15 protein-coding genes are annotated in these 14,809 nt (G+C 29.9%); 2 read left to right on the forward strand and 13 right to left on the reverse strand.

The window, feature by feature from the left end:
• Positions 1–105 precede the first annotated feature (105 nt).
• On the reverse strand, positions 106–894 hold the full coding sequence (locus VJ881_07565) for an MBL fold metallo-hydrolase (GenBank protein ID HKL75908.1): 789 nt from the start codon (positions 892–894) through the stop codon (positions 106–108).
• A gap of 95 nt (positions 895–989) precedes the next feature.
• On the opposite strand from VJ881_07565, the gene VJ881_07570 reads away from it, so the two are divergent.
• Both VJ881_07570 and VJ881_07575 read left to right on the forward strand, forming a co-directional pair.
• Complete coding sequence (locus VJ881_07570; protein ID HKL75909.1) at positions 990–2,042, forward strand: chemotaxis response regulator protein-glutamate methylesterase; 1,053 nt, start codon at positions 990–992, stop codon at positions 2,040–2,042.
• Between the two features lie 2 nt (positions 2,043–2,044).
• Positions 2,045–2,824: a protein-glutamate O-methyltransferase CheR gene (locus VJ881_07575; protein ID HKL75910.1), complete on the forward strand. Its 780-nt coding sequence runs from the start codon at positions 2,045–2,047 to the stop codon at positions 2,822–2,824.
• On the opposite strand, the gene VJ881_07580 is transcribed toward VJ881_07575, so the two are convergent.
• The 12 genes from VJ881_07580 to guaB all read right to left on the reverse strand — a co-directional run bounded on the left by VJ881_07580 (position 2,821) and on the right by guaB (position 14,472).
• On the reverse strand, positions 2,821–3,495 hold the full coding sequence (locus tag VJ881_07580; protein HKL75911.1) for a redox-sensing transcriptional repressor Rex: 675 nt from the start codon (positions 3,493–3,495) through the stop codon (positions 2,821–2,823). The two genes, VJ881_07575 and VJ881_07580, sit on opposite strands and share 4 nt — an antisense overlap.
• Positions 3,496–3,611: 116 nt before the next feature.
• A complete protein-coding gene (gene metG, locus VJ881_07585) occupies positions 3,612–5,564 on the reverse strand; it encodes a methionine--tRNA ligase (protein HKL75912.1) in 1,953 nt (650 codons plus the stop codon).
• A gap of 94 nt (positions 5,565–5,658) precedes the next feature.
• Positions 5,659–6,822, reverse strand: coding sequence for an iron-containing alcohol dehydrogenase (locus VJ881_07590; GenBank protein ID HKL75913.1), 1,164 nt, complete (start codon positions 6,820–6,822; stop codon positions 5,659–5,661).
• Between the two features lie 31 nt (positions 6,823–6,853).
• The gene (gene rsmI, locus VJ881_07595) at positions 6,854–7,711 is read right to left on the reverse strand and encodes a 16S rRNA (cytidine(1402)-2'-O)-methyltransferase (GenBank protein ID HKL75914.1); all 858 of its coding nucleotides are present in this window, start codon (positions 7,709–7,711) and stop codon (positions 6,854–6,856) included.
• Positions 7,704–8,429, reverse strand: a complete 726-nt coding sequence (locus VJ881_07600) for a tRNA1(Val) (adenine(37)-N6)-methyltransferase (protein ID HKL75915.1) — start codon at positions 8,427–8,429, stop codon at positions 7,704–7,706. The genes rsmI and VJ881_07600 overlap by 8 nt, the downstream gene beginning before the upstream one ends.
• Positions 8,429–8,761: an initiation control protein YabA gene (locus VJ881_07605; GenBank protein HKL75916.1), complete on the reverse strand. Its 333-nt coding sequence runs from the start codon at positions 8,759–8,761 to the stop codon at positions 8,429–8,431. The genes VJ881_07600 and VJ881_07605 overlap by 1 nt, the downstream gene beginning before the upstream one ends.
• 15 nt (positions 8,762–8,776) lie before the next feature.
• Positions 8,777–9,589, reverse strand: coding sequence for a stage 0 sporulation family protein (locus VJ881_07610; GenBank protein HKL75917.1), 813 nt, complete (start codon positions 9,587–9,589; stop codon positions 8,777–8,779).
• 19 nt (positions 9,590–9,608) lie between these two features.
• Positions 9,609–10,595, reverse strand: coding sequence for a DNA polymerase III subunit delta' (holB, locus tag VJ881_07615; protein HKL75918.1), 987 nt, complete (start codon positions 10,593–10,595; stop codon positions 9,609–9,611).
• Between the two features lie 96 nt (positions 10,596–10,691).
• Positions 10,692–11,063: a cyclic-di-AMP receptor gene (locus tag VJ881_07620; GenBank protein ID HKL75919.1), complete on the reverse strand. Its 372-nt coding sequence runs from the start codon at positions 11,061–11,063 to the stop codon at positions 10,692–10,694.
• The gene (gene tmk, locus VJ881_07625) at positions 11,060–11,686 is read right to left on the reverse strand and encodes a dTMP kinase (protein ID HKL75920.1); all 627 of its coding nucleotides are present in this window, start codon (positions 11,684–11,686) and stop codon (positions 11,060–11,062) included. The genes VJ881_07620 and tmk overlap by 4 nt, the downstream gene beginning before the upstream one ends.
• A 156-nt stretch (positions 11,687–11,842) precedes the next feature.
• A complete protein-coding gene (gene trxB, locus VJ881_07630) occupies positions 11,843–12,793 on the reverse strand; it encodes a thioredoxin-disulfide reductase (GenBank protein HKL75921.1) in 951 nt (316 codons plus the stop codon).
• Between the two features lie 215 nt (positions 12,794–13,008).
• A complete protein-coding gene (gene guaB, locus VJ881_07635; GenBank protein HKL75922.1) occupies positions 13,009–14,472 on the reverse strand; it encodes an IMP dehydrogenase in 1,464 nt (487 codons plus the stop codon).
• Positions 14,473–14,809: the final 337 nt, after the last annotated feature.

Genomic DNA, 14,809 nt, shown 5'->3' on the forward strand with positions numbered 1-14,809 from the left:
TCTTTTTATATAATTATTAATTCCACTTTCAATATATTTTTCTTTGATTTTACCTACTGCAATTATATTTATACTCATAAATCTCACCTCTTTTTTTATTACGAGTCAAATTTCATAGACTCTAGTAGGTTTATCCTGATAAGTAAAATCAAGATTATAGTCATCTCCTTCTTTTAGATCATTAGCACGCAAACTATTTTTCACGGTAATATATGCTACCTCAGGATTATTATTGTCTTCACTCAAATGAGCTAAAAGAATCTGGGGTTCATTTTCACCAATTATTTTTGGCAGTAGTGCAGCAGTATCATCATTTGATAAATGCCCTTCATCCCCTTTTATTCTATGTTTTACATTCCAGGGATAATCACCAGTCATTAACATATCAAGATCATGGTTAGCTTCAATTACTAAAAAATCTAATTCTTTTAATTCATTTACTATTTTTTCATCAAAATACCCCATATCAGTTGCTATACCTATCTTTTTCTTGTTACAATATAATATATAAGCAAAAGGTGAAGCTGCATCATGTGATATTGAAAAGGGATGAACAGCTATATCACCAAGCATAAAGTCATTTTTTATTATTTCACAGTTCTTTTTATTGATTTTTCCAATACATTTATAACTATTATTCCAGGTTGGATCATTAGCATATATAGGTATATTATATCTTCTAGAAAAAATACCGGCACCTGAAACATGATCTCGATGCTCATGAGTTATTATAATTGCATCAATTTCATCTGGGGAAACATCAATTTCGTTTAAACGTTTTTCCATCTCTTTACCACTCAAACCTACATCAACTAAAATATTCATTTTTCCATCAGAAACATAAATAGAATTTCCCGAACTACCACTTGCTAAAACAGATATTTTACAGTCCATTATTGTATCACCTCAAAATATATTGCAGGATTTTTAGACATTAAGTCGAAATTATTATATAATTAAATTCAATTGTATAAGTTAGGAGGTAAAAAATGAAAAAAGTACTTGTTATAGATGATTCTGCTTTTATGCGTAGATTATTTACCAAAACTATAAATAATGACCCTGAACTCGAAGTTATAGATACTGCCAGAAATGGTAAAAAAGGCTTAGAAAAAATAAAAAAATTAAATCCTGATGTTATTACTTTAGATGTAGAAATGCCTGTCAAAAACGGTCTCGAAACTTTAGAAGAAATAGTTAAAATGGATGATCCAGTCCAGGTAATTATGGTAAGTGCAGTTGATAACCGCGAAACAGTATTAACTGCTCTTGATTTAGGAGCTTTTGATTTTATACCAAAGCCATCTGGTTCAATTTCACTTAATATAGATGATATAAAAGAAAGTTTAGTTCAAAAATTAAAAACTGCTGCTAATTATAAGGGTTCAAAAGTCAAAGATAAAGATGATTTTAAAAAACCTGAACCTGTTACTTATAAAAAACCAAAAAGAAAAATCAAAAAAACAAAAGGTGATTTCCCAATAATTGCTGTTGGAAGTTCTTCAGGAGGTCCAAAAGCTCTTAAAAAATTCATTACTGCTTTTCCAAATGATTTTCCTGGAGCTATTATTATAGTTCAACATATGCCTGCTGGCTTTACTAAATCATTAGCAGACAGATTAGATCAAGAATCAAATTTGAATGTCAAAGAAGCTGAAGAAAATGACAGCCTAAAGCCAGGATTAACCTTAATCGCTCCAGGTGGTAAACATTTAGAATTTGACCAAAAAGGAAAAATAACTCTCAATAAAAAAGATACAAAATGGGGGGTAAGGCCCTGTGTTGATTATATGATGGAAACCTTAGCTCCTATTTATAAAGAAAATATAATTGGAGTTATTTTAACAGGTATGGGACATGATGGTGCTGAAGGCATGGAAGAAATAAAAAAGTACAATGGATATGGCATAGTTGAAGATAAAAGTACAGCTTTAGTATATGGTATGCCATCTTCCACTATAAAAAAGGGAGCATATGATGATATTCTCCCTCTAAATGAAATACCGGCTCAAATTACTGATATTATAGAAAGGAGATTTTAATAATGGATTTTAATGAATTCAAAGACAGCGCAAGTGATATTTTAAATATAAATTTATCTGGTTATAAAATCAAAAGAGTAAAAAGACGTACAAATAGCCTTATGAGGCGTCATGATGTAGACGACTATCAGGAATGTCTAAATTTATTAAAAAATGATCCAGAATTCAAGGCAGCTTATTTAAATCACTTTACAATAAATACTTCAGAATTCTTCCGCAATCCAGACACTTTTGAATATCTTAAAAATGAAATAATACCTAAATTATTAAATAAAGAAAATAAAATTAACATCTGGAGTGCTCCCTGTTCAAATGGTTCAGAACCTTACACAATATCTATTATAATGCATGAATTAGGAATAGACAAATCCAGATATAATATTTTAGCAAGTGATTTAGATAAAAAAATCATTAAGACAGCTAAAAATGGACTCTATGGAAATAGTTCTTTAAAAAATGTTCCTGATAATCTCTTAAATAAATATTTCAAAAAACTGCCAGGAAAAAATAAATATCAACTAAATAGAAAAATAATGTCTGATGTTGATTTTGAAAAAAAAGATTTAATAAATGACAGATTTCAAAAAAATTGGCATTTAATTTTAAGTCGTAATTTCTTTATTTATTTAACAAAAGAAATCAAAAAGCAGTTAACTGAAAAATTTATTTCTGTTTTAAAAGATGGTGGTTATTTCTTTTTAGGAAATACAGAATTCCTTTTTAATCCTGGCAGATATGGTCTTAATAAAGAATATCTATCATTTTATCGCAAAGAAGATTAATCTTGTTGATCTTCTGACAGCTGTTCTTGATTTTCTTCTTCATTCCAGCTCAAATGATAGATAAGACTAACAATTCCAACAGCCAAATCTTCATTTCTTACTACAACATCATCAGGTACATAAAGTCTGGTAGGGGCAAAATTCCATATTGCCTTAATTCCTGCCTCTACCAATTCATTGGCTACAGTCTGGGCAGCTTCAGAAGGAACTGTAATAATTCCTAATTTCACATCTTCATTTTCTACTATTTTTTCAAGTTCCTGAGTACTTTGAACTGTAATATCACCTATTTTGTTTCCTATTTTATCTAAATCCAGATCAAGAACATGAGTAATATTCATTCCTATTTTATTAAACCCACCATAATTAACCAGAGCTCTTCCTAAATTACCTGCTCCCATTAAAACAGCTGACCAACATTTATCAACTCCTAATATTTTACCAACTGATTTTTTTAGATCATGAACATTATAACCTACTCCTCTTCTGCCAAATTCTCCATAATAAGATAAATCTTTTCTTACCTGAGTAGATGGAATATCCAGTCTACCGCCAAGTTCTTTAGAAGAAACGACATCTTCATTTTCAAATTTAGCTAACTTATCAAGACACCTATAATAGAGTGGTAAACGCTCAATTGTTGCCTTGGGAATTGAATCACGACTTTTCATAGAATCACCCTTTCCATTTAATTTATACTTGTTATTATTTTATCATAAAAACCTTTCTGAACAAAATAGAAAAAACCGATTAACAAAAATTAACCGGTTTTTCTATAAAATCTTTTTTAACTTATATCACTACCACTTTCTATATCTTTATCTATAGTAAGTAAACTCATATCTCCATTATTATTTGAAGCAGCTAAAAGCATACCATTAGATTCATATCCAAAAATTTTTGCAGGTTCTAAATTAGCTACAATTACAATTTTTTTACCTATTAATTCATCTACTTCATAGTAATTTTTGATACCGGCAACAACCTGTCTTTTTTCATCCCCAAGTTCAAGCTGTAATTTTACCAGTTTATTACTATCTTCAATTTCTTCTGCTTCCAACACTTTTGCTACCTTCAAATTTACATCCTGAAAATCAGAAAAGGAAACTAGATTTTTTTCAATTTCTTCTTTTTTATCTTCAGTTTTTTCTTCTACCATATCATTTTCAACTCCTTCAAAATATTCTTCCATATCTATTCTGGGAAAAATTGGATCTCCTTTTTTAACTTTATTGCCTGACTCTAATTTACCCCATTCTTTTAAATCATTCCAGGCTATTTCTTCTATATTTTTCTCATAACCAATTTGTTTTAAAATTTCAGCAGGTGTTTCTTTCATAAACGGTTTTAAGGCTCCACCAATGATCCTTAATGCCTCCAATAAATTATATAATACTGTTGCCAGTCTTTCTTTTTTGTCATCTTCTCTAGCTAAAATCCAGGGTGTAGTTTGATCTATATACTTATTAGTTCTCCTTACAAAATTCCAGAGTTCTTCTAGAGCAACAGTAAACTTAAGATCATTCATTTTTTCTTCTACAATATCTATAGTTTTAAAAGCAGTTTCTTTGAGATTCTGATCTACTTCTGTTGCAGTTGATTTTACAGGCTCAGGAATTTCACTATCAAAATATTGCTCTACCATACTTACTGTTCGATTCAGTAAATTTCCAAGATCATTTGCCAGATCAGAATTAATTCTGGTTATTAAAGCTTCTGTAGAATAAGTACCATCTGTACCAAAAGAAATTTCTCTCATCAGATAATACCTAATAGCATCTCTCCCAAAATCATCAATTAATCTTATTGGATCAACTACATTGCCCACTGATTTTGACATTTTACCTGTTTTAGTTAATAACCAGCCATGCCCAAAAACCTGTTTTGGTAATGGTAAATCTAAAGCCATTAAAATTATTGGCCAGTAAATAGTATGAAATCTTAAAATGTCTTTACCTACAATATGGACATCAGCCGGCCAGTAATGTTCAAATTCTTCTTTATCTTCAAGATAATTAATAGCTGTAATATAATTACTCAAAGCATCAATCCATACATAAATAATATGCTCTTTATCAAAGGGAACCTCTACCCCCCAATCAAAAGTTTTTCTGGAAACACTTAAATCATCAAGACCATCTTTTATAAAATTAATCATTTCATTTCTTCTGGTTTCCGGTTGTATGAATTCAGGATGATTTTCTATATGTTTAAGCAATTTATCAGCATATTTACTTAATTTGAAAAAATAACTTTCTTCTTCTACCCATTCTACAGGGCGACCACAGTCTGGGCAAACTTTCTCTTCCCCTAATTGCCTTTCAGTCCAGAATGATTCACAGGGAACACAATACCATCCCTCATATTTATCTTTATAAATATCTCCTTTATCATACAACTTTTGGAAAATTTCCTGTACTATTCTCTCATGATCTTTATCAGTAGTTCTCACAAAATAATCATAATCTACTCCCAGTTCAGTCCAGAGCTCTTTAAAAGTAGATACTATTTCATCAACATATTTTTGTGGTTCTTTGTTTGCTTCTTCAGCTTTTCTTTCTATTTTCTGTCCATGCTCATCAGAGCCTGTTAAAAATTTTGTGTCATAACCCTGCATTTTTTTGAACTTAGCAATAGTATCAGCTGCTACTGTTGTATAAGCATGTCCAATATGTAACTTTGCACTTGGATAATAAATTGGAGTTGTTACATAAAAAGTGTTTTTACTCAACTGCATCATCCTTTCTTCTTACACTTAATTTTCGAATTTGATTATTGTTTATTATATCATAAATCTCTTAATTGTGAAAATTAGCTTAAACTATATTTTAATTCTATTCATATGACATTTCCAGTATCTTTAACACATCATCTTTGTTTAATTTTTTATAACTACCTATTTCTCCATTTTCAACAGCTTTTTCAGCCATCAATTCAAGATCATCTCTTGAAATATCATAATAATTTAAGGTAGCTGGAGCATCCATATTATTAAACCATTTTCTGGTTTCTAAAATTGCTTTTGAAGCTATTTCTTTATCACTTTTTCCTTCAGGATTAATATCAAAAACCTGTACTCCATATTGCACAAACTTTTCTTTTCCTTCATCCAGAACATACTTCATCCAATTGGGAAAAATAATAGATAATCCAGCTCCATGGGGAATATCATAAACTGCACTTACTGCGTGTTCTATAGCATGAGAAGCCCAATCCTGTTCTTTTCCCATACCAATTAAACCGTTCAAGGCCATTGTCCCTGCTAACATAATATCTGCCCTGGCCTCATAATCTTTAGGATCTTTAAGAACTAATGAACTATTTTTAATTAAATTTTTCAAAATGTCTTCTGCCCAACTATCTACTAAATTAGTAGATTCAGTATGACTGAAATATTGTTCAAATACATGAGCTGCTATATCAACTATACCAAAAACAGTATAATCTTTGGGAACACTATATGTGTTTTCTGGATCTAGAATTGAAAAATCAGGATATTTGGAATCATGAATAGCTTTTTTCTCTTTTTTATCCCAATTAGTAATAACTGCATTAGCATTCATTTCAGAACCAGTAGCAGCTAAAGTAAGGATAGTTCCTAAGGGTATCCCCTTTTTAAATTCACCATCATTTTCTATCATTTCCCAAAGATCACCCTGGTGATAATATCCTACTGAAATAGCTTTACTGGCATCTATAGTACTTCCTCCCCCAACTGCAAGAATAAAATCTATATTATTTTCCTTACAAATTTTAACTCCTTTTTGTACACTACTTAATCTAGGATTAGATTTAATTCCACCTAACTCAAATATATTTAAGTTTCTTTCTTTTAATGAAGAAATCACTCTATCATATAAACCAAATTTTTTAATACTACCTCCACCATATGTAAGTAGAATATTTTTTCCATAATCAGAAACTTCTTTACCTACCTTTTCTACCTGACCTTTTCCAAAAATAATTTTTGTAGGATTATAGAATTGAAAATTATTCATTGAATACTCACCTCTTTAGTTAGTTATATTATTACAGATATTCTCGGGCATCAATTATTATTGCTTTTTCATAAACATCACTTTTAGGTAATTCTCTTAAGTCTGAAACTTCTTTTATCGCTTTTTTCTTAGTATACCCATTTTCCATCAATAATCTAACATGCTCTACTATTGATAAATCTTCCCAACCTTCTTTTTCTTCCACTTTTCGGCCTTCTATAACCAGAACAATTTCACCTTTTATTTTCCTCGATTCCAATATATTTACTAATTCAGTAGCTGTTCCATAAATCTTTTCCTCATGTACTTTGGTTAATTCTCGAATTAAAGCTATTTCTCTTTTCCCCATAATTTTTTTTAGTTCTTTAAGTGTATCTAAAACTCTATATGGAGATTCATAAATTATAGAGGTTTTTTCTTCTTTTTGAATTGATTTAATAAATTTGTTTCTTTTTTTACCCTTACGAGGTATAAAACCTAAAAAAACAAAACTACTCATATCCATTCCCGAAGCAATCAATGCTAAAAGAGCAGCATTAGGCCCAGGAATAGGTATAACCTCTATTTGATTTTTTACAGCACTTTTTATTATTTCATAACCAGGATCAGAAATACCTGGAGTGCCGGCATCACTAACTAAAGCCAGATCAATACCATTTTTTATTTTTTGAATTAATTCTTCAGCCCTTTTTTTCTCATTATGTTCATGATAACTAATCATTTTAGTATCTATTTCAAAATGGTTTAACAATTTAGAAGTTCTTCTTGTATCTTCAGCAGCAATAATATCCACTTCTTTTAAAACTTCAACTGCTCTTGGTGACAGATCTGATAAATTTCCAATAGGAGTTGCACATGGATAAAGTTTTCCTTTTTCTTTATTACTCATCTATACCATACACCCTTTTTACTTGCTTAGTATATTCATTACTATTTTCTTTATAAATAATAATACTACTTTCTAATTCAAGACCAATACCTCCATTTAAACTTGCTTCTAGCAAAAAATGATTGGAAGAATAATTTTTTCTGGGATAAATTGGTTTCAATCTTTTTGGAGAGAGTTTGTACTTATTTAATAAATGAAATACTTCTTCCATTCTATTACTTCGATATACAAGATAAAATTTTCCTCCATTTTTCAAGGCTAAAGCTGTTTCTCTAATGACATCTTCTAAGTTTGCTTTTATTTCATGTCTGGCAATTGCTTTATACTTATTTTCACTTATTTTCCCGGTATCTGTTTTAAGATATGGAGGATTACTTATTACAATATCAAAAATATTTGGTTCGATATATTCTCGGGAATTACTAAAATCTCCTTCAATTATTTTTATTTTATCCTCATAATTATTCAGCTTAATATTTTTTCTTGCTAAATTAACTAATTTTTTTTGGATTTCAATCCCAACTATTTTTTTGCATTCTTTTTTAAAAGCCAAAAGCAGTGGTATAACTCCACTACCACTGCCAAAATCTACAATTATATCACTGCTTTTACTTTCAACAAAATTGGCTAATAAAACAGAGTCAGTACCAAATTTGAAGAATTTATTATTTTGAATAATATCCATCTCATTTTTAATTAGTTCATTTCTTTCTTCCATTATTCCTGATTCTCCTCAAACTGATTTTCTATTAATTGTTGGCAAAAAAGGCAATCTCCCTTTCTTTTCTCTCCAAAACTAAGATGGCATATATGATATCCTTCTTTATATAAGTTTATTAAATTAGAATAAGCCTTACCTTTTGCACTTTCATCATCATCTTTATCACGCTGTTGAAATATCAATTTGCGTAATTCTTCATTTTCTTCTTTTAAAGATTGATTTTCTTTGTATAATTCATAGGTAATATCTTTAAGTCTTTGAAATTTCATTGACATTTCTTCAATTTCTTCTTGAAAGTAGGCAAGGTTGCTTAAAATTTCATCATCCATAAAACTACCTCCCTATCAAGTATCATAGTCTTCAAGGTCTTCAACATCTACCTCAACTTCATCATTTTCTTCACCATCATTTAAATCAACTTTTACTGTCTTTTTTATAAGATTTCTTCTTGTAACCTTACCACTTCCAACATGCATTTCAACTTTTTCTCCAATATCTGGCATTTCCTCTTTAATCTCTTCATAAGTTTCAGCCTCATATTTAAGACAGCACATTAATCTTCCACATAATCCAGAAATCTTAGATGGATTTAATGATAAATTTTGCTTCTTAGCCATTTTTATAGAAATAGGATCAAAATCTCTTAAAAACCTGGAACAACAGGTTGGCATTCCACAGGGACCTAAACCACCTATCATCTTTGCTTCATCTCTAACACCTATCTGTCTAAGCTCTATTCTTGTTTTAAAGACTCTTGCCAGGTCTTTTACTAATTCCCTGAAATCCACTCTGCCATCTGCTGTAAAATAAAATAAAATTTTATTGTGATCAAAAGTATATTCTACATCTATTAAGTTCATCGGTAAACCATGATCATCAATTTTTTCCAGACAAATATCAAAAGCTTCATCTTCTAATTCTCTATTTCTTTCATCACGAGCTCTATCTTTCATAGTAGATTTACGAATAACTTTTTTTAAAGGTGAGACAATATCATCTTCTGTAACTTCTTTTTTACCAATAACTACTTCACCAATCTCAACACCACGAGCTGTTTCAACTATAACATAATCTCCTTCACTAACTTCAATACCATCAGGATCAAAATAATATATTTTACCTGCTTTTTTAAAACTTACTCCTATTACTGTATACATAATATAATTACACCCTCACTTACAATCTTTTTTCTTTAATTTTTAATAATAACACTTGAAGAGTTAAATCTTTAAAAGCATTTCTATCAATATACCCTTCATGAGTTTCAATTAAATCAATAATAGTCAATAATTCATTAAGATTATATTTATCTACTTTTTTTAATATAGTATCTTCATAATCAGAATTAACTAACTGTTTTTTATTTCCACGCTTATATATTATTATATCCCGATACCAGACTGATAGCAAATCAAATAAGGGAAAATCTTCTTTTAATAAATCAACCCATTCATTTACTTCCGAAAATATATCTACTTTAGTAACATTATGGATTTCTTTTAAAAAATCATATATTTTATTCCTTTTATTGAGAAATTCATCATTTTTATACAATTCTTTAGCTTTACCGATACTTCCTCTAGCCAGACCAATAATTAAATCCCTTTTTTCTTCTTTTACATTATGTCTATCTAAAAACTCATACATTTTTTCTCTAGAAATATTTGAAAATCTTAAATTCTGGCATCTTGAAATAACTGTAGGTAATAATTTATTTAATTCTTCAGAAATTAAAATGATAATTGCATATGATGGAGGCTCTTCCAGGGTTTTTAATAAACTATTAGCTGCCTGGGTAGTCATATTTTCTGCTCCATCAATAATATATATTTTATGTTCACTTTCGTATGGTTTATATGCTATTTCTTTTTGCATCTCTCTTATTTGTTCGATTTTTAAGTTTTTAGTTTTTTCATTACCCTCTATGATTTTTAAATCTGGATGATTACCATGCTCAACCCTACGACAATTATTACAAACATTACAACTATCATTTTCTATTTCATTACATAATAAAGCCCTGGCAAATTCAATAGCCAGGGTTTTTTTGCCTAATCCTTCTTTGCCATAAAAAAGATAGGCATGATTTATCCGATCATCCTTTAATTCCTCTTTTAATATATTAACTGTTTCTTTTTGATCTATAACATCCTTAAAACTCATTTTATTACTCCTCATAATCAAAATATTAAAATCCAAGCTATTTTAATCTTAGCATATATATAATCTAAATTAAAGCAAATTAATCATATATAATTATTATATTTTTATAAATTGCTCTACATCTATTATAAAAACTGTGGCACCACCAATTTGTACTTCCATGGGAAAAGAATAATAACTTTCTAAAGAATTAGCAACCGGGGACATAGGTGCAACTGTCTTTTCTCTTGATTTACAGGTTTCTTCTATTATTTCTAAAAGTTCATCTACATGGTCTTCATCTGTTCCAATCATAAAGGTAGTATTACCTTCGCGTAAAAAACCACCAGTACTGGCCATTCTTGTAGCCTGAAAATTTGAATTAGTTAATTCATCCATTAAATCAGAAGCATCATGATCATGAACAATGGCCACAACCATTTTTACTTTTTTACCTTCACTGGCTCTATCTTTTATTTCCTCACTCATAATAATCTCTCCTTTACAATTTGAAAAATTTTTGAATTAATTTTCTCTGCTTTTTTTTCTCCGTTTATAGTAACAAATCTATCTTCTTTAGCTGCTATTTCTAAATACCCATTTCTAATATTTTCATAAAAAGTAATTAGCTCCTGTTCTAATCTATCTCCTTTTTTATCAGAAGTTAGGTTCCTTGCTCTTTCAAGACCAATTTTGGCATCTATATCAAGCAAAATCGTTAAATCAGGCCAGATATCTCTAATAACCCATTCATTAATTTTTCTTACCATTTTCATTTCTAGTTTTCGTCCATATCCCTGGTAGGCAATATTAGAATCAAAATAACGATCAGTCAAAACTATTTTCCCTTCCTCTAAGGCAGGAATTATTTTCTTTTTTACATGCTGAGCTCTATCAGCTGCATAAAGCAAGATTTCAGCTCTATTATCCATATCTATATTATTGGGATCAAGTAAAAGTTCCCTTATTTTTTCTCCTAATTTTGTTCCACCAGGTTCACGAGTCATAACTACTTCTTTATCAAGCTTTTTTAATTGTTCAGCCAATAAATTTATTTGAGTAGATTTGCCTGACCCTTCAACCCCTTCAAATGTAATTAAAAACCCTTTCATGTCGTTATCTGCTCCTTTCTTTCATTATATATTATATTCTCTATCTAAGTCTAAATTCCTTTCTTAAATACAAAAAAGGCTGACTCTTAATAGCCAGCCTCTAGAAAAGAAATTATAATTTAAAGGGAAATTATAATTTAATTTTAAACTAAATATTTAAACATAAACACTATCTCCTTTTAGACTAGTAATATACTGATTAACTTCCATTGCTGCTTTTGCACCAGCTGCAGCAGAAGTTATTACCTGTCTATAACTAGAATCCTGGACATCTCCAGCAGCATAAATCCCTTCTTTATTTGTCTCCTGTTTTCTGTTTGTTACAATATATTTTTTCTCATCAAGTTCTATATCATCTTCAAAAAGTTCAGTTCTTGGATCATAACCAATTGCTATGAAAAATCCTTTTACATTTGATAATTCTTTTCTTTCACCAGTCTTATTATTTTCTACTACAATTCCTGATAATGAATCTTCACCAAGAATTTCAGTTACTTCATTATTCCAAAGTATTTCAATTTTATCATTATTTTTAACTCTATCACTTAAGATTTCAGTTCCCCTAAATTCACTTCTGCGGTGAATTAAATAAACTTTTGAACCAAATTGTGTTAAATAATCTGCTTCTTCAAGGGCTACATTCCCTCCACCTACAACTGCTATTTCATCACCTTTATAAAAAGCACCATCACAGGTAGCACAATAAGATACTCCACTACCCCTAAATTTATCTTCTTTTTCCAATCCAAGTTGTTTCGGTTCTGCTCCGGTAGCTATAATTACACTTTCTGCTTCATAAGAAGAAAAATCTGTTTCAATTATATAAGGCTTTTCATCAAAATCAACATTTTCTACTACTTCATAAACTAGTTCTGCCCCAAAACGCTCAGCCTGACTGGTTACCTGTTGCATATATTCAAATCCACCTATTCCTTTTGGAAATCCGGGGAAATTTTCTAATTCATCAGTAGTAGTTATTTGGCCTCCTGGTTCAGGGCCATTAATTACTACAGGTTCCATACCTGCTCTAGCTGCATAAATTGCCGCAGTCAGACCTGCAGGCCCTCCACCTATTATTACTAAATCTTTTTTTATTCTATCACTCATCGAAAATCACTCCTTATTATAGTATTAAAAATTAATAAATAATTATTTATTGTTTTAATTTATATTCATATTAATTTCTTTCTAATTAATAATAATAGTTTTTTGAAAATAATACTGTAAAATTAATAACATTTTATCAAAAATTTTATAAAAAATCATAAAAAAAGCTGCCTTATATTTAAAGACAGCTTAAAAAAATATTTAATTGATTTTAATTAATCTACACTATAATTTGGTGATTCTTTAGTAATTGTAATGTCATGAGGATGACTTTCTTTCAATCCTGCAGAAGTGATTCTAATGAATTCACCATTTTTTTGAAGGTCACTAACATTTTCAGTACCACAATAGCCCATACCGGATTGAACTCCTCCAATCAATTGATAAATAGTATCAGAAAGAGGTCCTTTATAAGGAACACGTCCTTCTATTCCTTCAGGTACTAATTTATCAGCTTCATCCTCTTCCTGGAAATAGCGATCTTTACTTCCTTCTTTCATTGCACCAACAGAACCCATACCGCGATAAACTTTAAAACTTCTTCCTTTATATATTTCAACTTCTCCAGGACTTTCTTCAGTACCTGCTAATAAACTTCCTATCATTACCGTATTAGCTCCTGCTGCTAGAGCTTTAATTATGTCACCTGAATATTTTATACCACCATCAGCAATAATAGTTTTTCCATATTCTTTTGCTTTTTCAGCACATTCAGAAATTGCTGTTATTTGTGGTACTCCTACTCCAGCAACAACTCTTGTAGTACAAATAGAACCGGGGCCAACCCCAACTTTTACTACATCAGCTCCAGCTTTTATTAAATCTTCTGTTCCTTTAGGAGTAGCAACATTTCCAGCAATTAAAGTTAGTTCAGGATATTTTTCTCGTACGTTTTTCACTGTATTTAATACTCCTGTAGAATGTCCGTGAGCAGTATCTATGACAATTACATCCACTTCTGATTCAACTAAAGCAGCAACTCTTTCTTCTGTCTGTTCCGTAATTCCAACAGCTGCACCTGCCAAAAGCCTTCCCTGTTCATCTTTAGCTGCATAAGGAAATTTTCTGGCTTTTTCTATATCTTTTATAGTAATAAGACCTTTTAATACTCCATTTTCATCAACAAGAGGCAGTTTTTCTATTTTGTGTTTTTGTAATACAGATTTAGCTTCTTCTACAGTAGTTCCAACTGGAGCTGTAATCAAATTCTCAGAAGTCATATATTCACTTATAGGTTGATTATAATCCTGAATAAATCTAAGATCTCTATTTGTTATAATTCCTACCAATTTTTCATTATCATCTACAATAGGCACACCAGAAATCCTATATTTAGACATCAAATTTTCTGCTTCCTGAATCAATTTATCTGGTTGTAATGAAAAAGGATCAACAATTACTCCACTTTCTGATCTTTTTACTCGATCAACTTCTTCTGCCTGTTTTTCAATACTCATATTTTTGTGAATGATTCCTAAACCACCTTCACGGGCCATTGCAATAGCCAAACTTGCTTCTGTTACCGTATCCATACCTGCACTTAAAATAGGAACATTAAGTTTAATATCATCAGTCAAATAACTTGAGGTATCAACTTCTTTGGGGACCACATCCGACCTTGCCGGGACTAATAAAACATCATCAAAAGTTAAACCTTCTTTAGAAAACTTATCTTTCATAATTACCTCCTTATAATTATCTCTTTATTTAAAATTTAAAAATTTATTTTAATTTATTTAATCTATAAATCAAACAATTTAATATTTCTAGTATTGTAACAGAGTTAAAAAATTATGTCAAATATTTATAATTTGATTTGACCATCAGACTCATATATAATAGAAAATGGCTATGGAATAATATGATTTAAAGTACTAAAGGAGGGAAATTTATGGCAAGTAAAGTATATTTTGCAAACACAAGAGCAACAGGTCATAATTCAAGTATGATTGTTAAGCTTTATAAATTATTTGAAAAAGCAGGTTTTGATGAATTTATTGAAGAAGACGATATGAC

The organism is Halanaerobiales bacterium, from assembly GCA_035270125.1.
In the GTDB taxonomy this organism is placed as follows: domain Bacteria; phylum Bacillota; class Halanaerobiia; order Halanaerobiales; family DATFIM01; genus DATFIM01.

What these genes read in the sequence shown, in the direction of transcription:
- VJ881_07580 (HKL75911.1), bottom strand. Translation starts at nt 3,495, where the DNA reads ATGAAAAGTCGTGATTCAATTCCCAAGGCAACAATTGAGCGTTTACCA.
- trxB (HKL75921.1), bottom strand. Translation starts at nt 12,793, where the DNA reads ATGAGTGATAGAATAAAAAAAGATTTAGTAATAATAGGTGGAGGGCCT.
- VJ881_07620 (HKL75919.1), bottom strand. Translation starts at nt 11,063, where the DNA reads ATGAGTGAGGAAATAAAAGATAGAGCCAGTGAAGGTAAAAAAGTAAAA.
- VJ881_07610 (HKL75917.1), bottom strand. Translation starts at nt 9,589, where the DNA reads ATGTATACAGTAATAGGAGTAAGTTTTAAAAAAGCAGGTAAAATATAT.
- VJ881_07570 (HKL75909.1), top strand. Translation starts at nt 990, where the DNA reads ATGAAAAAAGTACTTGTTATAGATGATTCTGCTTTTATGCGTAGATTA.
- metG (HKL75912.1), bottom strand. Translation starts at nt 5,564, where the DNA reads ATGATGCAGTTGAGTAAAAACACTTTTTATGTAACAACTCCAATTTAT.
- tmk (HKL75920.1), bottom strand. Translation starts at nt 11,686, where the DNA reads ATGAAAGGGTTTTTAATTACATTTGAAGGGGTTGAAGGGTCAGGCAAA.
- VJ881_07565 (HKL75908.1), bottom strand. Translation starts at nt 894, where the DNA reads ATGGACTGTAAAATATCTGTTTTAGCAAGTGGTAGTTCGGGAAATTCT.
- VJ881_07590 (HKL75913.1), bottom strand. Translation starts at nt 6,822, where the DNA reads ATGAATAATTTTCAATTCTATAATCCTACAAAAATTATTTTTGGAAAA.
- rsmI (HKL75914.1), bottom strand. Translation starts at nt 7,711, where the DNA reads ATGAGTAATAAAGAAAAAGGAAAACTTTATCCATGTGCAACTCCTATT.
- holB (HKL75918.1), bottom strand. Translation starts at nt 10,595, where the DNA reads ATGAGTTTTAAGGATGTTATAGATCAAAAAGAAACAGTTAATATATTA.
- VJ881_07600 (HKL75915.1), bottom strand. Translation starts at nt 8,429, where the DNA reads ATGGAAGAAAGAAATGAACTAATTAAAAATGAGATGGATATTATTCAA.
- VJ881_07575 (HKL75910.1), top strand. Translation starts at nt 2,045, where the DNA reads ATGGATTTTAATGAATTCAAAGACAGCGCAAGTGATATTTTAAATATA.
- guaB (HKL75922.1), bottom strand. Translation starts at nt 14,472, where the DNA reads ATGAAAGATAAGTTTTCTAAAGAAGGTTTAACTTTTGATGATGTTTTA.
- VJ881_07605 (HKL75916.1), bottom strand. Translation starts at nt 8,761, where the DNA reads ATGGATGATGAAATTTTAAGCAACCTTGCCTACTTTCAAGAAGAAATT.